General features: G+C 62.0%; 15 protein-coding genes. 6 read left to right on the top strand and 9 right to left on the bottom strand.

Annotation, left to right across the window (positions count from 1 at the left end):
- Positions 1-3 precede the first annotated feature (3 nt).
- On the top strand, positions 4-3,636 hold the full coding sequence (gene mfd, locus RIF72_RS13360) for a transcription-repair coupling factor (RefSeq protein WP_309075363.1): 3,633 nt from the start codon (positions 4-6) through the stop codon (positions 3,634-3,636).
- Between the two features lie 4 nt (positions 3,637-3,640).
- Complete coding sequence (locus RIF72_RS13355) at positions 3,641-4,450, top strand: metal-dependent hydrolase (protein ID WP_309075362.1); 810 nt, start codon at positions 3,641-3,643, stop codon at positions 4,448-4,450.
- A 30-nt stretch (positions 4,451-4,480) separates the two neighbouring features.
- Here RIF72_RS13355 and RIF72_RS13350 read toward each other — a convergent pair whose 3' ends face one another.
- From RIF72_RS13350 to RIF72_RS13335, 4 genes are all read right to left on the bottom strand, one after another.
- Positions 4,481-5,617 carry a right-handed parallel beta-helix repeat-containing protein gene (locus RIF72_RS13350; protein ID WP_309075361.1) on the bottom strand — a complete coding sequence of 379 codons (1,137 nt, stop codon included), beginning with the start codon at positions 5,615-5,617 and terminating at the stop codon, positions 4,481-4,483.
- 10 nt (positions 5,618-5,627) lie between these two features.
- Complete coding sequence (locus tag RIF72_RS13345; RefSeq protein ID WP_309075360.1) at positions 5,628-5,855, bottom strand: hypothetical protein; 228 nt, start codon at positions 5,853-5,855, stop codon at positions 5,628-5,630.
- 52 nt (positions 5,856-5,907) lie between these two features.
- The gene (gene deoC, locus RIF72_RS13340; RefSeq protein ID WP_309075359.1) at positions 5,908-6,600 is read right to left on the bottom strand and encodes a deoxyribose-phosphate aldolase; all 693 of its coding nucleotides are present in this window, start codon (positions 6,598-6,600) and stop codon (positions 5,908-5,910) included.
- 115 nt (positions 6,601-6,715) lie between these two features.
- A complete protein-coding gene (locus RIF72_RS13335; RefSeq protein WP_309075358.1) occupies positions 6,716-7,603 on the bottom strand; it encodes an FAD-dependent oxidoreductase in 888 nt (295 codons plus the stop codon).
- Between the two features lie 189 nt (positions 7,604-7,792).
- On the opposite strand from RIF72_RS13335, the gene RIF72_RS13330 reads away from it, so the two are divergent.
- Positions 7,793-8,389 carry a dihydrofolate reductase family protein gene (locus tag RIF72_RS13330; RefSeq protein ID WP_309075357.1) on the top strand — a complete coding sequence of 199 codons (597 nt, stop codon included), beginning with the start codon at positions 7,793-7,795 and terminating at the stop codon, positions 8,387-8,389.
- A 30-nt stretch (positions 8,390-8,419) separates the two neighbouring features.
- Here RIF72_RS13330 and RIF72_RS13325 read toward each other — a convergent pair whose 3' ends face one another.
- Both RIF72_RS13325 and RIF72_RS13320 read right to left on the bottom strand, forming a co-directional pair.
- Positions 8,420-8,809, bottom strand: a complete 390-nt coding sequence (locus tag RIF72_RS13325; RefSeq protein ID WP_309075356.1) for a metalloregulator ArsR/SmtB family transcription factor — start codon at positions 8,807-8,809, stop codon at positions 8,420-8,422.
- On the bottom strand, positions 8,778-10,055 hold the full coding sequence (locus tag RIF72_RS13320; RefSeq protein ID WP_309075355.1) for an MFS transporter: 1,278 nt from the start codon (positions 10,053-10,055) through the stop codon (positions 8,778-8,780). Before RIF72_RS13320 ends, RIF72_RS13325 begins: the two co-directional genes overlap by 32 nt.
- A 228-nt stretch (positions 10,056-10,283) precedes the next feature.
- Between RIF72_RS13320 and RIF72_RS13315 the strand changes: the two genes are divergently transcribed.
- Entirely contained in the window at positions 10,284-10,715 is a 432-nt protein-coding gene (locus tag RIF72_RS13315) for a translesion error-prone DNA polymerase V autoproteolytic subunit (RefSeq protein ID WP_309075354.1), read from the top strand.
- Positions 10,716-10,720: 5 nt separating this feature from the next.
- Here the strand turns inward: RIF72_RS13315 and RIF72_RS13310 are convergent, their stop codons facing one another.
- Positions 10,721-11,728 (bottom strand): LacI family DNA-binding transcriptional regulator, encoded by a 1,008-nt coding sequence (locus tag RIF72_RS13310; protein WP_309075353.1) that lies wholly within the window; start codon positions 11,726-11,728, stop codon positions 10,721-10,723.
- Between the two features lie 135 nt (positions 11,729-11,863).
- Between RIF72_RS13310 and RIF72_RS13305 the strand changes: the two genes are divergently transcribed.
- Both RIF72_RS13305 and RIF72_RS13300 read left to right on the top strand, forming a co-directional pair.
- Positions 11,864-13,330 carry a sugar porter family MFS transporter gene (locus RIF72_RS13305; RefSeq protein ID WP_309075352.1) on the top strand — a complete coding sequence of 489 codons (1,467 nt, stop codon included), beginning with the start codon at positions 11,864-11,866 and terminating at the stop codon, positions 13,328-13,330.
- Between the two features lie 173 nt (positions 13,331-13,503).
- Positions 13,504-14,802 (top strand): Y-family DNA polymerase, encoded by a 1,299-nt coding sequence (locus tag RIF72_RS13300; protein WP_309075351.1) that lies wholly within the window; start codon positions 13,504-13,506, stop codon positions 14,800-14,802.
- 13 nt (positions 14,803-14,815) lie between these two features.
- Here RIF72_RS13300 and RIF72_RS13295 read toward each other — a convergent pair whose 3' ends face one another.
- Entirely contained in the window at positions 14,816-15,973 is a 1,158-nt protein-coding gene (locus RIF72_RS13295) for a uroporphyrinogen-III synthase (protein WP_309075350.1), read from the bottom strand.
- Positions 15,974-15,985: 12 nt separating this feature from the next.
- Positions 15,986-17,020 carry a uroporphyrinogen-III C-methyltransferase gene (gene cobA, locus RIF72_RS13290; protein ID WP_309075349.1) on the bottom strand — a complete coding sequence of 345 codons (1,035 nt, stop codon included), beginning with the start codon at positions 17,018-17,020 and terminating at the stop codon, positions 15,986-15,988.
- Between the last annotated feature and the right edge of the window lie 3 nt (positions 17,021-17,023).

The following is a 17,023-nucleotide window of genomic DNA, read 5'->3' as shown; positions in this document are numbered from 1 at the left end:
GCCATGAGCCTCAACGGTCTGCGCCGCGCACTGGCGGAGGACAAGACTTTTGCGCGCGTTCGTACGGAGGCACAACGGTCCTTCAACGACCGGAACGCCGACTACCAGATCAGCGCTCCCACTGGCATGCGTGCCGTGTTGCTCGCCGAAATGGCCGATGCGCTGGCTGACGCTGCGGCCGATGGCCCGGGCGCTCCCGTGGTCCTCGCCGTGACCGCTACCGGCCGCGAAGCGGAGGACCTCACCGCTGCGCTCGCTTCCTACCTCCCCGCGGAGTCCGTGGCCACTTTCCCCAGCTGGGAGACCCTTCCGCATGAGCGGCTTTCGCCCCGCTCTGACACTGTGGGCCGCCGACTCTCCGTGCTGCGCCGTCTGACACACCCTGAAAGCTCGACGGCGGCCCCGTTGCGCGTGGTGGTGGCTCCGGTTCGCGCCGTGGTCCAGCCGATTGTGGCCGGCTTGGGCGACCTGGTTCCGGTGACGCTACAGGTAGGGCAGGAGCGTTCCTTCTCGGACGTTGTCAGGGCGCTGTCCGACGCCGCGTATGCCCGCGTGGACATGGTGACCCACCGTGGCGAGTTCGCGGTCCGCGGCGGTATCCTTGACGTCTTCCCACCCACCGAGGACCATCCCATCCGCGTGGAATTCTTCGGCGACGAAGTGGACCAGATGCGCTGGTTTGCCGTGGCGGACCAGCGCTCGCTGTCCGCACCCGGAATCCACCACCCCACTGAGCTGCACGCCCCGCCCTGCCGGGAAATTCTGATCACAGCTTCCGTGATGTCCCGTGCGGCCAAGCTCAAGGCCGACATGCCTGCCGCGGCCGACATGCTGGAGAAGATCGCGGGCGGCATCGCTGTTGAAGGCATGGAATCACTGGCCCCCGTGCTGGTGGATGCCATGGTCCCGTTCGTGGATCAGCTCCCGGCCGGTTCGCTTTCGGTGGTCATCGAACCCGAGAAGGTACGCACCCGCGCCCACGACCTCGCAGCGACCAACGAGGAGTTCCTGGAAGCTGCTTGGTCAACGGCGTCCGACGGCGGTGCGGCGCCCCTTGATCTTTCGTCCCAGGCATCCACGGACCTGCATGCGGCCAGTTTCCGTTCGCTCACCGACACCCGCTCAGCCGCCCTGGAACATGGCGTGTCCTGGTGGTCCATCACCTCACTTGCCTCGGATGAAGACCTGGTGCTGGACATCGATGTCCTCAACATGCGCGCCCGCGAACCTCGAGGCTACCAGGGTGACGTGGCGGAAATGCTGGAATTCATCGGCTCCCGTGTCCGCGAGCAGTGGCGTGTGGTGGTGGTGACAGACGGTCCCGGACCCGCCCAGCGCCTGGCCGAACTGTTCCATGACGCTGACATTCCTTGTTCCCGCGTGGAGTCCCTGGATGAGGAGCCCCAGCGGGGCATCATCGAGGTGACCACCGCCGCCGTCGGACGCGGTTTTGTCCTGGACGGCCTCAAACTTGGCTTGCTGACTGAAGCCGATTTGCTGGGCCGTGCCACGGCGAGCTCCACCAAGGACATGCGGCGCATGCCGTCCAAGCGCCGCAACGCCGTTGACCCGTTGCAACTGCATGCCGGCGACTTCGTGGTGCACGAACAGCACGGTATCGGCCGGTTCGTGGAGCTGATCCAGCGCAAGGTAACCGGAACGTCGTCGTCCGATGCCGGGCTGCGGGAGTATTTGGTGCTGGAGTACGCGCCGTCCAAGCGTGGCGCGCCGGGGGACCGGCTCTTCGTACCAACCGACCAACTGGACCAGGTGACCCGCTACGTGGGCGGAGATGCGCCGGCGCTGAGCAAGATGGGCGGCGCGGACTGGGCCAGCACCAAGTCCAAGGCACGCAAGGCCGTCAAGGAAATCGCGGGTGAGTTGATCCGGTTGTATTCCGCCCGCATGGCTTCCCGGGGCCACGCTTTCGCGCCCGACACCCCGTGGCAGCGTGAGCTTGAGGAAGCGTTCCCCTATGTGGAGACGCCGGACCAGTTGACCACCATCAACGAGGTCAAAGCGGACATGGAGCGGGAGATCCCCATGGACCGGTTAGTCTCCGGTGACGTGGGTTACGGCAAGACGGAAATCGCCGTTCGCGCTGCCTTCAAAGCCGTCCAGGACGGCAAGCAGGTGGCGGTCCTGGTTCCCACCACGCTGCTTGCCCAACAGCACTACGAAACGTTCACGGAGCGCTTCTCCGGCTTTCCCCTGCGCGTGAAGCCGCTGTCCCGGTTCCAAAGCAGCAAGGAAGCCAAGGAAACGGCTGAAGGCGTCAAGAGCGGGGCCGTGGACGTGGTGATCGGTACGCACCGGCTTTTGTCCAAGGACTTCGAGTTCAAAGACCTTGGCTTGGTGGTGGTTGACGAGGAGCAGCGCTTTGGTGTGGAGCACAAGGAAGCGCTCAAGAAGATGCGCACCAACGTGGATGTGCTGGCCATGAGTGCCACGCCGATTCCTCGAACCCTGGAAATGTCGCTGACGGGCATCCGGGAAACGTCCACTTTGGCGACACCCCCTGAGGAACGCCACCCTGTGCTGACATACGTGGGCCCTTACACGAACAAGCAAACGTCCGCTGCGATCCGACGCGAACTCATGCGCGAGGGACAGGTGTTCTTTGTCCACAACCGCGTTTCGTCCATCGAACGAATCGCCGCGCAGATCCGGGAGCTGGTTCCCGAAGCCCGGGTTGAAGTAGCTCACGGGCAAATGTCCGAAAGCCGCCTCGAGAAGATCATTGTGGACTTCTGGGAGAAGCGTTTCGACGTCCTTGTCTGCACCACCATCATCGAGACCGGTCTGGACATCTCCAATGCCAACACCTTAATCGTGGACGGGGCCGACAAATATGGCCTTTCGCAGCTCCACCAGCTCCGCGGCCGTGTTGGCCGTGGCCGGGAGCGTGCCTACGCCTACTTCCTTTACCCTTCCGAGAAACCCCTGGGCGAGGTGGCATTGGAACGGCTTAAGGCTGTGGCAGCGCACAACGAGCTGGGCGCGGGCATGCAGCTGGCCATGAAGGACCTGGAAATCCGTGGTGCCGGTAACCTGCTGGGCGGCGAGCAATCCGGCCATATCCAAGGCGTCGGCTTCGACCTCTACATCCGGCTGGTGGGCGAGGCTGTTGCCGAATACCGTGGCGAGGCAGAGGAGAAGGCAGCCGAGATGAAGATCGAGCTGCCGGTCAACGCCCACCTTCCCCACGACTACGTGCCCGGCGAACGGTTGCGCCTGGAAGCGTACCGGAAACTGGCTTCCGCCATCACGTACGAGGCCATCGATGAAGTCCTGGCCGAACTAGTGGACCGTTACGGCGAGCCGCCGCTGCCTGCACAAAACCTTATTGCCGTGGCCCGCTTCCGGGTGGGCGCCCGCGAAGCCGGCCTGTCCGACGTCGCACTCCAAGGCAACTTCATCCGCTTCTCGCCGGCGCAACTGCCGGAGTCCAAAACAATGCGCCTGAACCGCATGTATCCGGGTTCGCAGGTCAAGCCTGCCTTGGACGCGGTGCTGATTCCCAAGCCCAAGACGGCCAGGATCGGCGGACGCGATCTGCAGGACGCTGAGATCCTGCAGTGGGCCAACAACGTCATTGAAGCGATTTTTGCTGAAGTACCTGTAAAGGCTGGCTAACTGCATGATGGGAGGACATCACGCCGCGTCGGGAGCCGCGGCGTGGATTGCCATTGCCTCGACCGGCCCGTACGCCTTGGGTTGGTACCCTTTGGATTCCACCGGAATCCTGATCGGCGCCATGGCGACGGCGGGAACTGCTTTGGTGGTCGACTGGGACCATCGTCACAGCACTATCGCGAATTCGCTGCCGCCCCTGTCGAATGTGATTGCGGTGGGGATCGAAAAAGCCAGCGGAGGGCACCGCCAGGGAACACACTCGCTGTTGGGGGCTTCCGCGTTTGTGGCGCTCGCAGCCATGGCTGCCCAGTTCCAAATGGTGACGCCGGTAGGCAAGCTCTCCATAGGAGCCGGGCTGCTGTGCATGTTCATGATCAATCTGGCGGCCAAAGCGTTGAACCTGTTTCCTAAGTCGGGCTGGATTACCAACTGGCTGTTCGCTTTGGTGATGGCCGGCCTGGTGACGTGGTTTGCTCCGGATCAGTGGGGTTGGCTGCCGCTGTCCATGCTTACAGGTGTGGTGGTGCACATCGTGGGGGACATGATTACTGTGGGCGGGGTGCCGCTTTTATGGCCCATTGTCATTAAGCCACCGAAATTCCTGCGGAAGTCCATGATCCGGGGAATCTGGCGCCCGAATGGCGCTTTCTCCATTCCGTTGCTGGGGCGTGCCGGTTCCCGACGCGAATGGCTGGTCCTGATCCCGGTCAGTGGCTACGCCATGGTGGGCATGGGTGCCGCCGCCTGGACTTTGGCGCAACAGCATTGGCCCGGCGTTCTGGCGGCTCTGGGCGGAGTAGTGCAGCTGCCCTAAGGAACTCCTGGTCAGCAGTTAGTCGCCTGGTCAGCAGTTAGTCGCGTTGTTGGCCACAAAGTTTCCTGGAGCATCCTCGATCATGATCGTGCCGGCTTGGCAGGTGACGTTGTCGGTCACAATGATGTTTTCCAGGTCGCCATGAAAATTGAGCCACGGGCCTTGAAGGTCGAAGAATTTGTTGTTCGTGACCGCAACATCGTGAACCGCCGCGGTGCCCTCGTCGTAGTAGCCGGTTTTGACGCCATCCGGAGAATCCCAGAACCGATTGTCATCCACGGTGATGTTGTAGATTTCATGCTCGCCAACGGCCAGCTGCAATCCCGAACCGTGGGATCCGCCACGCACGTCATTGTTTCTGTAGGTCACGTCATGAACGGACGCGCCGAGGGCTTGGGCCACGAGGCCGTCGTCTCCGTCATCTCCCTGACGCTGGTCAACTGTGTTGCCCTCCACCAACCCTCCATGGGAGTCAGTGATGTGGATGCCGTCCAACTGATCGTATCGGCCGCTGCTGGTCACCAATGTGTGGTTGTCACGGACGCAGAAATTGCTGCTGGCAACCACGGCGATGGAGTACGTGTAGGGATTCCGGGTGCTGACACCCTCCACCAAGACGTTGCTGGAGTGGCGGACGTCCACTAAGTACTCATTCAGGCGTCCTGGAAGATTCCCATCCAACTCTTCACCGTTTTGGTCCGCTGTGAGCTGAGAAATGGTGACGTTTTGTGCGCCGTCGGTGGTGATCAGCGGGTGGCCGCCGTAGGGCCCCTCGAATTCAAGGAAGTCCGGGCCTGCTTTCAGGACGGTGGTTGGCCCGGCTCCCCTGAGGAAAACATTGCTCTTGATAACCAAGGGACGTTCCAGTAGGAAAATACCCTCGGGCAACTGCACGATGGCCCCACCATTCTTGGAAGCGGAATCTATGGCCTGTTGCAGCGATTTGGACGTGTCCTCGGGGTCGAGATATCCCTCCACCACCCATTCTTTGACGCTGACGGCTTTGCTTCCCAACACATCGCAGGAGGCTGGTTCCGCCCGTTCCGGTGCATCCGGCTGACTGAGGGCGCTTGCTGAACCGCAGCCAGTGAGAAGCAGCGTGGTCAGCAGGGAAATGCCCAACAAAAAGGAATGGCCCAGGCGGGGGCCCGGGCCATTCAACGTCATAGTGCGGGTTCTAGCTTTCGCCGGCGGAGTCGGAGCGGCCAAGAATGGTCTGCGGGATCCAGAAAGCGAGGGCGAACAGGCCGAGGCAGACGGCCATCGGCCACGGGTTATCCAGGCTGAGGAAGGAAAGCGAGTAGATGGCGCCCAGGAAGAGCACAATCATCACAAGGAACAGCACAATGCTGCTGCCCAGGCTGTTCTCTTTTTCAATGGGGGCGCTTGTGGCGTTCTTGGACATTCATTCCTCCTCGCCCCGCAGGGCTCAAAAATCTCTGACGGCAGCGGAAGCCCTAGTAGGCGGATGAACCCTGTTCACCCTTGACAATGGCAATTCCGGAGCTCGCTCCGATACGTGTTGCACCAGCAGCAATCATAGCCTGTGCATCGGCTAGGGAGCGCACGCCGCCTGAGGCCTTCACCCCCAGCTCCGGTCCCACGGTCTTGCGCATCAAGGCAACGTCTTCAACGGTGGCACCGCCGCCATTGAATCCGGTGGACGTCTTGACGAAGTCCGCCCCGGCTTCCACGGCCGCTTCGCAGGCTATGACCTTCTGCGCATCGGTCAGCATGGAGGTCTCGATGATGACCTTCAGGATGGCCTCACCGGCGTGGACTACCTCGGACACGGCCCTTATGTCGTCCACCAGCGCACCCTTGTCGTTGGCGCGGGCAGAAGCCATGTTGATCACCATGTCGATTTCATCCGCACCGTCCAGCACGGCTCCGCGGGCCTCGAAGGCCTTGACGTCGCTGGGGGTGGCGCCCAAGGGGAAGCCGACCACCGAGCACGTGAGCACGCCCGAACCTTTGAGGGCCTTGGTGACGGTCTTGACCCAAACCGGATTCACGCACACCGACTTGAACTTGTACTCGACTGCCTCGGCGCACACCTTAAGGACGTCAGCCTCGCTGGCCTCCGGCTTCAACAGTGTGTGGTCAATGTAGGAGGCGATATTTGCAGGGGCGACGGCTTCGTTGCTCATGGGATCCTTCCGTGCAGGGCGTGGCCGGCCCGGTGGCCGCAGGGTTGTCACTGCCCGTCAAAGGACCATCTTGCCACATGCGCAGACGGCCCCTCGGGCCACCGTCAGCGGGGTGTCAGGCTGCGATCAACGCTGGCTGATCGTCTTTGCGCGCACTCAAGAGCAGGCCTGAGGCGCACAGCATCGCAGAGGACTCAGCGGAGAGAAGCAGGCCCAGTCGAAGTCCGTCGCAGGAGGCGGCATCGCCAATCGCCCAGATGCCCGGTACGGACGTGGCGAGGTCGCGACCTACTGAAATGCCGCCGTCGGGAGCGGTTGTTAGCCCGGCGCTTTCGGCGAGGTCGTTACGGGCAGTGCGCTCCTCGGCCAGCACCACCAGGTCGCCTTTCATGCTGCTGCCGTCTTCGAAGAGAATGCCCGTGGCAGGCAGCATGGAACCCGGCGCACCGGTGCCGCTGCCGGCGGAAGGCACGACGGCGGTTGGGCGGAGGGTTGTGCGGACGGGGCGGACCCCGCGGGCACGCAACACAGCCTCGGCCTGGCCCGCTGCCGGTCCGTTCCCAACGAGGATTCCCAATGGACGGCGGCCTACAACGCGAGTGACGTCCTTGACCGCTTCGCCGATGTTCGCGGCGTCGTCGATGGTGGAGTAGCTCAGGCTGGATTCGGCGCCCGCCACCGGTGGGAGGGCCGGTGCCGAGCCGGTCGCAATGACCAACTGGTCGTAGGAAAATTCCATGCCATCCACGGTGGTGACAATTCGTGAGTCAGCGTCGATGAAGCTCGCCGCCTGCCCGAAGCGGACCGAAACCTGGGGAAGTTCAGCGAGTTCCAACAGGGCGTCCGCGTAGTCGTCGCGGTTGCTGAGCAGAGTGATGGTTCCGTGGAAAGCGCGCTGACGGGAGTCGGTTCCTCCGGCAAGTCGCCGCACCAGAGCCTGGGCCGCTGGACCAGCGCCTGCAATGACGATGTGGAGGGAAGATGCGGACGGGATGGCGGACATGTTTGGCCCTTTCGCTCATGTGACCTGCTGTTGATCATCAGCGTAGGGGGCCGGTTTTTCGCGGGTGTTTCACCGCTGTTGCCATCTTTGGCCGATCCGTAGCGTGGTGTTTACCGGCCGGTAATAACGTGGATCACATTGCGCGGGCGGACCGTTCTGCCCCGGCCGCCGTGGTGGCATGATGGGCGAATGAGCCAAGTCACGTGCGATCTGACTGTTTCCCTGGATGGATTTGTTGCCGGCCCCAACCAGCGCGTGGAGGAGCCGTTGGATGACGGCGGAGAGCTCCTGCACCGATGGATGTTCGAAGAGCCGGAGGCGAATGCGCCCGAGATTGAAGGGATCCTCGCGGCCGGTGCGTTCATCATGGGACGCAACATGTTTGCCGGCCCAGGACCCGAGGCATGGGGCACGGAATGGCGGGGCTGGTGGGGCGACGAACCGCCGTATCACGCACCGGTTTTTGTCCTCACCCACCATCGCCGTGAGCCGTTGGAGATGGAAGGCGGGACAACGTTCAACTTCGTCACCGACGGCATCGAATCAGCGTTGGCGCAGGCCCGGGATGCTGCCGGTGACAAAGATGTGGCCATTGCCGGGGGAGCGCAGACCGCCCGCCAGTATCTTTCGGCCGGGCTCATGGACGAGCTCCGGCTCCACATTTCACCCATGGTCCTGGGTGGTGGCGAGCGATTGCTCGACGGCGTGGGGGACCTGAGGCTTGAACAGGCAGAGGTGCGCGGGACTGGCCTGGTGACACATGTGCGGTATCGGGTGATCCGTTAGTCTCGTTCTTCTTTGGCGGAGTCGGGAAACTCAGCCGTGAGTGGGTTCGCCGGTGAGCCGATGATCGGCGTGGTTGATGGTTTCCTGTATCAGGCGGAGAAGGTGTCCATCATGGAGCGAATAGATGACGTGTCTCCCGTCTTTCCGGGTGTCCACCAGGCCGCTCAACCGGAGCTTGGCAAGATGCTGACTGACCACCGTGCGCGGGACCGTTGCTTCCCCCACAAGTTCCGTGACAGTTTTTGGTCCCTGCGCGAGCTGCCAAAGCAAGTGCAGGCGTGTCGGTTCGGCCAGCATCCGGAGTGTGCCCGCGGCACTCTCAAGGTGCTCCGGCCCCGGGACGACCAGGTGGAACAGCGAAGGCTGTTCAGAAGCGTCGTGGGACTGGTTATTCGGTTGGTTGCTTGGTTGGCTGCTCAACGCTGTACTCCCTCGCAACGGACTCTTCGGCTCCCGTGACGGATTGCCGGGGCCAGGACAGGAAAGCTCCCGCACTGCCTAGTATCGCAAGAATTGTCAGTGTCAACGCAGCCCAGCCCAGACCAGCGGCGGCACCAAGCCAGCCGGCCAACGGGTAGGCGAGGATGTAGCAGGCATGCGACAGGGAAAACTGGGCGGTGAACACGTAGGGCCTGGTGACGACGGCGGAGGCGTCCCGCAGGAGTCTGGAAGATGGCGTGAGGATCGCGGAATTGCCGGAGCCCAGCACGAACCACAACCCCATCAACCACCACCAGCCACTGTTCGGTGAAGCCAGGGAGGTAACTGCCGTGGTCACCACCAGGGCCACGGGGATCACGGCGGCACCGGTGAACAGGACGGCTGCGTTGCCAAACCTCTGAAGTGCACGTGGCGCCAAGATGGCCACCATCATCGATCCAATCCCAAAGCTGGCCAAAGCAAGAGCCAAATCGGTCTCAGGTCGATGCAAGACTTCGCGAACGTAGACCACTGAGTTCACCAACACCAAGGCCGTAGGAGCGGCTACCACCACGTTGAGCGCAAGCAGAGATCGTAGCCTGCGGTTGCTCCAGAAAATGCGTGTACCAAGGGTGGTCCGGTGCCAGAGTGTTCCGGACGTTCCATATCCTGACGCAGTGGAAGGAAGCGCAGTGATAGCCACCATGCCGGCAGAAAACAGGAATCCGAACACAGTACCCAGGAAGAGGTTGCTGTAACTGACCACTGTGAGCAACAGCGCTGCGACGGCGGGGCTGACGAGGGTCTCCATGTCGTAGGCCAGCCGGGATAGGGACAATGCCCGGGTATAGTCCCGGTCCTTCTTGAGCACTTCGGGAATCAGGGACTGGAATGTTGGTGTAAAGGTGGCGGAGGCTGACTGCAGCAGGAAGACCACAGCATAGATTTGCCACTCTTCAGTGATGAACGGCAGGCACAAAGCCATCAAGGCCCTGATGAGGTCCGCGCCAATCAACACTGGCTTTTTAGGAAGCCGGGCTACGAGGGCGTTGATCACGGGGGCGAAGCCTACGTACGCCAGCATCTTGATGGTTAGGGCAGTTGCCATCACCGCACCTGCATTGCTTGCGGCTAGATCAAACGCCATCAGGCCCAAGGCCACCGTCAGGAGGCCGGTTCCGATCAGTGCCACGACCTGTGCTGCAAAGAGCCGACGGTACGTGACGTCCTTCAGCACCGACAACATAAAGCACTCCTTCATCCCATAAGTGCACATGTGCGCGTTCATGCACTTATTAGCGTAGCTCGGAGTGGGTGCGGTGGAAGCGGGCGGATGGTCGAGGTGTCCAACGAGGTCCTCGGTAAGGCCGGGCCGAACACGTGAAACCACCGCCACCCTGCGGCGGAGTGGATTCAATGTCTGTCACCCGCTGTACACTGAACTATCGAACATATATTCGAAAAAAGGTGTGTTGTGGGTGTGATAGTCGGCCCCCGCGTGGTAGATGCGGGCTTTTCCCTTATGTCAGTACTGCTGGCGCCTATCCCGGTGGCGGCGGGCTATCCATCGCCTGCGCAAGACTATTTTGATGGTCGGATCGATCTCAACGAGCACCTGATCAAGGATGTCACCAGCACTTTTGTCGTGCGGGTGACCGGCGAGTCCATGGAGGGCTCCGGTATCAGCGACGGGGACGAGTTGATCGTCAACCGGGCGCTCGAGCCCAAGGATGGGTCCGTCGTCGTGGCTGTCCTTGATGGCGAGCTGACCATCAAAAGGCTGCGGGTCACGCCCTCCGGCGTAGTACTGCAGGCCGACAATCCCAAGTACCCGGACATTCGCGTCCCCGCAATGTCGGAGCTGACCATTTGGGGTGTGGCCACCACATGCCTGCATCATATTTGACTGTTTCAACCCGGCGGGGCTGTCGAGTTTCGCACCACGAGCTGCGGTGCGAGGCGCCTGTCTGCGGCGGGCCCATCGGGATTGCTGAGGCGTTCCAGGGCAACGGTTCCCGCAATCTGCCCGAGTTCAACGGCGTGGAGGTCAACGGATGTGAGGTCGATGCCATGAAGCCCTGAGGTCCTCGAGTTGTCGTATCCCACCAGGGAAAGCTCGGACGGCAACGAAAGGCCCTTCGCGTACGCAGCCTCGCGGGCGCCGAGGGCGAGCTGGTCATTGTGGGTGAAGATAGCCGTTGGTCGGTCAGTCATGCCGAGCAATTCGGCGGCCGCCCGCCGTCCTGCGTCCTGCGTGAAGTCATCGGCCGCCAGCAAGAGCGGCTTCAGCCCGGCGTCGCGCATGGTTTGTGCATAACTCTGCCTGCGGACCGTATGGCCGTCGTGCACGGGACCTGCCAAGTGCGCGATCCTCGTGTGGCCCAGCCCGATGAGGTGTTCGGTGGCTGCACGGGCGCCGGCGGCATCGTCTGAATAGACACTGTCCACGCCATCCACGGGACGCGTCACGCTGACCAGCGGAACGATCTTGGCCAATTCATGGACCCGTTCGTCCGAATCCAGCAGGGTGGCGGCGATGATTATGCCCACTCGTGCCTCAATGAGTGATTCCAGCGCGCCTTCATCCTCGCCGTCAACGGATCGGGAGACGCTCAGGATGAGCCTGTTGCCGTCCTGGGGCAGCGCCATGCGGACGCCACTGAGGATGTCGGCGTAGATCTCGTTGCGGATGTCCATGAGATGGAGCCCGACGGCGGAGCGATGCTTTCGTGCGAGATCGGCGGCTACTGCGTTTGGCCGGTAGCCTAGACGCTTTGCGGCATTGAAGATTGCCTGTTTGCTTTCCTCGCTGACGCCCGGCGCACCCCGGAAGGCAAAGGACACTAAGGTTCGGGAGACGCCGACTTCCCTGGCGACGTCGCTTTGGGTGGCCGAACGATGACGGTTGTCGATAACCATGTCCTCATCCTCCCATGACGCAAAGGCGTAAATTCAGCAATTTGTTAGTTTGACCTTACATTTAAGCCTTTCGCGCGTTAGTCTGTATCTGGGACGGGTGAATATGACCCGCAACACACTGACAAAGGAGTCCTGATGTCTGCCACACAACTGCAGCGGGGTGCCGCCGATGGCACCTCACTCCCGCCGCTGACAAATGGTCCGCACAGAAAGCGCCTGGGCCTCGTTGCCTTGGTAGCCACCTTCGGTGGTCTTCTCTTCGGCTATGACACCGGAGTCATCAACGGCGCACTGAGGCCGATGACCCTGGACCTTGCATTGACGCCACTGACGGAAGGGATTGTCACCAGCTCCCTGTTGTTCGGAGCGGCCGCCGGAGCAGTTGGTGGTGGGCGCCTGTCGGATGGTTGGGGTCGCCGCAAGACGATCATCCTGCTTGCCGTCCTGTTCTTTGCCGGGACGCTTGCGTGCGTCTTCGCACCGAGCTTCGAAGTCATGGTGCTGGGACGGGTCATCCTCGGGTTGGCCGTCGGTGGCGCCTCTACCGTGGTCCCTGTATTCCTGGCCGAGCTGGCACCGTATGAAATCCGCGGCTCCCTTGCGGGACGGAACGAACTCATGATCGTCATTGGGCAGCTCGCGGCTTTCGTGGTCAACGCCATCATCGGCAATGTCTGGGGTGAATTCGGGGGAGTCTGGCGCATTATGCTTGCGGTTGCAGCCCTGCCCGCCATAGCCCTGTTCTTCGGTATGCTGCGCATGCCTGAATCGCCGCGTTGGCTGATTTCCAAGGGGCGCTCGCAAGAAGCGCTGGAAGTGCTCAAGACCATTCGATCCGTGGAGCGCGCCCAAGCTGAAATGGCCGATGTGAAGCACTTGGCTGATGAGGAACGGGCGTCGAAGGCAACCTCCTGGGGAGCGCTCAAGGACAAATGGATCTTGCGGATTGTGCTGGTAGGTATCGGCTTGGGCGTGGCTCAGCAGCTGACGGGTATCAACTCGATCATGTATTACGGCCAGTCCGTGCTGGTTGAAGCCGGCTTCGACTCAAGTGGGGCCCTCATAGCCAACGTCGCCCCCGGTGTCATCGCCGTCGTGGGTGGCGTCATTGCCTTGACGCTCATGCAACGGATCAATCGACGTACCACCCTGCTCCTTGGATTCACGCTGACCACTGCCTGTCACTTCCTCATCGGAATCGCCTCGATCGTCCTGCCCGTCGGCAATGCCGCACGCCCCTTCGTCATCTTGTTCCTGGTGGTTGCGTTTGTGGGTTCCATGCAGACATTCCTCAACATCGCAGTGTGGGTGATGCTGTCCGAGATCTTCCCGCTGCATGTTCGCGGGTTCGCAATAGGCCTGTCGGTATTCTGCCTCTGGATCGCCAATGCGCTCCTCGGCCTCTTCTTCCCCACCTTGGTGGCGGGCGTCGGGATTACGGGAACGTTCTTCCTCTTTGGGATTGTTGGAATCCTGGCCCTCATCTTCATTTACACGCAGGTTCCCGAAACCCGCGGACGCACCCTGGAGGCACTGGAAGAAGACGTGACCACCGGGGCCATCTACCTGGTGCACAAGAAAGAGTCGGCTGGGATTTCCTAAATCTCAGTACTAGCCGCATCCCGCTGGGCCGGACTTTTCCACAGTCCGGCCCAGCGGAATGTTTCTTGTCAGAGGCTGCCGGTACAGTAAATGTATTCGAACATACGTTCGAATGCGCGGCGTGTCCCGCACCCGAATTCGGGCACGCGTGCTAGCTCGAGTCAGGGAGTGGAATGTCCAAGCCAGCGCTCATGCATCGCATGCAGGAGATCGCCCACGTGGATATCAACTGCTTCTATGCTTCGGCAGAACGAGCCTTCAACCCTGCGTTGGAGGGAAAGCCGCTGATCGTCCTTTCCAACAACGATGGCTGCGCCGTCACCAGGTCGCCGGAAGCCAAAAGACTGGGGATCGGACTCGGGGAGCCGTGGTTCAAGCTTGCTCCGCGTGCCAAGGAATGGGGACTCATTGCACTCTCAAGCAACTACGAACTGTACGGAGACATCAGCTCGCGTGTGATGGAGCTCCTGGCGCGGTACTCAGCATGGCAGGAGGTGTACTCCATTGATGAAGCGTTCCTCGGAGTGAAAGGGCAACCCGATGAACTGCTGGAGCTAGGGCGCGCCATCAAGGCTGCCTGCCAACGTCACGTGGGGGTTCCCGTTTGCGTAGGTATCGCGCGCACCAAGACGCTTGCCAAGCTGGCCAACAAATGGGCCAAGCACAACCCGGCCTTCAACAGTGTGTGCCGTTGGGACTCCATCCCGGAGGCCCAACGTGAAGCACTCATGGCCCGGCTCTCAGTGATCGAGATCTGGGGCGTCGCCACCAGGCTCACGAAACGCCTGAACGCGATGGGGATCTTCTCCATCTTGGACCTGGTCCATGCCGACCCAGTGGCGTTGCGGGACAAGTTCTCCATCGTCATGATGCGGACTGTGCTGGAACTGCAAGGCACGCCCTGCATCCCCATGGAGGAGGAACGAATCGGACGGGATCAACTGATCTTCTCCCGGTCCTTCTCAACGCCCATCACCACGGCCGCCGAGTTGCGGCAGGTGCTGAGCGTCTATGGCCAGATGGCCAGTGCCAGGCTGGCCAAGCATGACCTTCAAGCCAAGCTGCTGACTGCTTTTGCGGCAACATCGGTCTACAACCCGAACGACAAATCATTCCCCACTGTCAACGTCAAGCTGCCGATGCCCACCTCGGATCCGGTGTTGCTGACCAAGGCCGCGCACGCACTGGTTCCAAAAATTCAGGAAGGCGTGAGGTACGCCAAAGCCGGAATCATGGTCACGGACCTCCGACCCAGCGGCAACCAGAAACCGCTGGAAATCTTCGAGAACCGGCATGAGGAACGGGGCATAGGCCCCTTGCTGGAGCAGGTCAGCAAACGGTATGGCCGGGGCTCCATCGGTTTGGGCCATGCAGGGATCAAAGGCGGTCCGGACTGGTCGATGAAGCGCGACATGCTCAGCCCCCGTTACACCACAAAATGGGACGAGCTTCCCCTGGTGAGGGCGGCCTAGCTTGTCCGGGAGCCTAAGCCCGCAGCCGGTAGCCGCGCTTCACTACAGTTTCCACGAGCTTGCCATCAGGCAGGGAAGACCGCAGCCGGCTCACCGTCATGTCCAAGGCATGGACAGAACCGCGCAGGTCCAACAAATCGGAGAGAGCTTCCCTGGAAAGAACAGCCCCGCCCGCGCCGAGCAGCGCTCGCAGCAGCAGGAGGGGAGCCGGTGCAAGGTCCACCACCTCACCGTTGATCCGCAAGCAGCGTCCACGGAGCTCGATGGTCGCGCTCTTGGTTTCCAAACGCCGCACGTGGTTCAGCGAAAGATGTTCGGTAACCAGCCTGATGAGCGCACCCATGCGGTAGCGATCAGGGATCAACGGGGTCAGCCCGGCGTCGACAAGGGGTTGAGCGGTGACCGGACCGACGGCCGCAACAGTTACCGGACCCTTGAGAGCTTCGATGAGCTGGCGGTAGAGGCCCATTTCGTGTGCGGTGCTCCACATGGCGTCCACTGCCGGGGCACTGGTGAACGTCAGGACATCGAGGTTTCCGCTGACCACGGCTTCGATCAGGCGCGGCAGCTTATCTTCGCCGTCGGGCTTCACCCAGCGGTACGGAGTCACCGTCAAGACGGTAGCGCCGGACATGCGGAGCCGTTCCAGCTGGCGGACGTCCGTGTAGCCGTGCAGCTGGACGGCCACGGTCTTACCGCGCACGCCTTCGGCCAAGAGCATGTCCACCAGCGTGGCGGTGGTCTCGTCGCTGCTGATTCCGACGTCGGCAAGGCCGGCCGCCCGAACGGCGCCGCGGGCTTTGGGGCCACGGACGAACATTCGGCACGCGGACAGCGTGTCCAGGAGTTGCTCGCCGATGCCAAACGAATCAGCGGCTTCGCACCAGCGGCGCATGCCGTAGGCGGTGGTGGCGATACAGATGTCCGGCTTGGCCTCGATAATGGTGCGGGTGTCCTCTATGAGGACCATGTCCTCCTGCACAGGGGCGATCTTCAAAGCGGGGGCGTGCAACACGCTCGCACCACGGCGCTCCAGTGCCTCAATGAGGTCGCGGGAGCGGCGGTGCGAGGTGACGCCAATGCGGAATCCGTCCAACGGCGCTTCAACGGTTTCGGTAACTTCCGGTGCGGAGGTAGGGTCCTGGACTTCGATGGCACGTGCAACAGTCATGTGTTCTTACCTTCAGGCTTCAAGGAGCGAAGCCGCGAGTCGGCTCAGTTCAGCGGATGCTTCGGCATGATTCCGGTTGGCTTCAGCAACACGGACCACCTCGCCGATGACCAACACGGCCGGGTTACTGCAGCCGGTAGCTGCCGTTTCGATGGTACCGAGGTCAGCGATAGTGGTGCGCTGTCCCGGGCGGTACCCACGTTCCACCACAGCCATTGGCATGTCCGATTTCATCCCCGCCCGGCGGAGTCCGGCCGCCAGCTGGGGCAAGGTGCCGATGCCCATGAGGACCACGATAGTTCCGCCAAGTCCGGCAAGGTGGGTGTGTTCCTTCTCGGTCAACGGGGCATGGCCGGATACCACGGTGAACATGTGGCTGACCTCGCGGTGCGTCACCGGGATTCCGGCTGCTGCGGGAACGGAGATGGCACTGGTGACACCGGAGATCACCCTCACAGGGACGCCGGCAGCAACACACGCAGCCACTTCTTCGCCTCCGCGGCCGAACACGTACGGATCGCCGCCCTTGAGTCGGACCACATTCTTGCCCAGGAGCGCAGCCTCCACCATCAACTTCTCGATGTCCCTCTGAGTCACCTTGTGAAGCCCGGGCTGTTTTCCAACGTCCACGAGTTCAGCAGAGGTCAGATCGGCCAGTTCCTGATAGGGGGCAAGCCGATCGTAAAACACCACATCGGCATCGCGCAGCGCGTCCACAGCACCCACCGTGAGCAGGTCCAGGGCTCCCGGGCCTCCACCCACCAGGGTCACATGGCCTTCGGTACCGGGTGCAGGCTCAAAAGCAACGGGAATCCCGGCGTCGCGGCAGCGTTCCACCAGCGGCAGCCAGCCGGACTCGCCGTCGTCCACTACCGCCACCAGGAACGGGCGCTCGGGAAGTTGACCGTCCCCAGGCACACCTTCCGGGGAGCTGAGCCGGTACACGTTGGCACCGGCGCTCTGGTAGCGGCGGACCGCTTGGCGGGCAGACTTCTCAGATCCCGTGACAAGGACGTCACGGCCGGTGAGATCAATGGTGAGCTGCATGGT

Source organism: Paenarthrobacter sp., assembly GCF_031180005.1.
Lineage (GTDB): Bacteria > Actinomycetota > Actinomycetes > Actinomycetales > Micrococcaceae > Arthrobacter.
Note: the sequence above shows the minus strand (reverse complement) of the source record. Positions and strands in the feature narration are given on the sequence as shown.

Excerpts from the sequence above, each read along its gene's own strand:
- mfd (WP_309075363.1), top strand. The coding sequence starts at position 4 with ATGAGCCTCAACGGTCTGCGCCGCGCACTGGCGGAGGACAAGACTTTT.
- RIF72_RS13355 (WP_309075362.1), top strand. The coding sequence starts at position 3,641 with ATGATGGGAGGACATCACGCCGCGTCGGGAGCCGCGGCGTGGATTGCC.
- RIF72_RS13350 (WP_309075361.1), bottom strand. The coding sequence starts at position 5,617 with ATGACGTTGAATGGCCCGGGCCCCCGCCTGGGCCATTCCTTTTTGTTG.
- RIF72_RS13345 (WP_309075360.1), bottom strand. The coding sequence starts at position 5,855 with ATGTCCAAGAACGCCACAAGCGCCCCCATTGAAAAAGAGAACAGCCTG.
- deoC (WP_309075359.1), bottom strand. The coding sequence starts at position 6,600 with ATGAGCAACGAAGCCGTCGCCCCTGCAAATATCGCCTCCTACATTGAC.
- RIF72_RS13335 (WP_309075358.1), bottom strand. The coding sequence starts at position 7,603 with ATGTCCGCCATCCCGTCCGCATCTTCCCTCCACATCGTCATTGCAGGC.
- RIF72_RS13330 (WP_309075357.1), top strand. The coding sequence starts at position 7,793 with ATGAGCCAAGTCACGTGCGATCTGACTGTTTCCCTGGATGGATTTGTT.
- RIF72_RS13320 (WP_309075355.1), bottom strand. The coding sequence starts at position 10,055 with ATGTTGTCGGTGCTGAAGGACGTCACGTACCGTCGGCTCTTTGCAGCA.
- RIF72_RS13310 (WP_309075353.1), bottom strand. The coding sequence starts at position 11,728 with ATGGTTATCGACAACCGTCATCGTTCGGCCACCCAAAGCGACGTCGCC.
- RIF72_RS13305 (WP_309075352.1), top strand. The coding sequence starts at position 11,864 with ATGTCTGCCACACAACTGCAGCGGGGTGCCGCCGATGGCACCTCACTC.
- RIF72_RS13300 (WP_309075351.1), top strand. The coding sequence starts at position 13,504 with ATGTCCAAGCCAGCGCTCATGCATCGCATGCAGGAGATCGCCCACGTG.
- RIF72_RS13295 (WP_309075350.1), bottom strand. The coding sequence starts at position 15,973 with ATGACTGTTGCACGTGCCATCGAAGTCCAGGACCCTACCTCCGCACCG.
- cobA (WP_309075349.1), bottom strand. The coding sequence starts at position 17,020 with ATGCAGCTCACCATTGATCTCACCGGCCGTGACGTCCTTGTCACGGGA.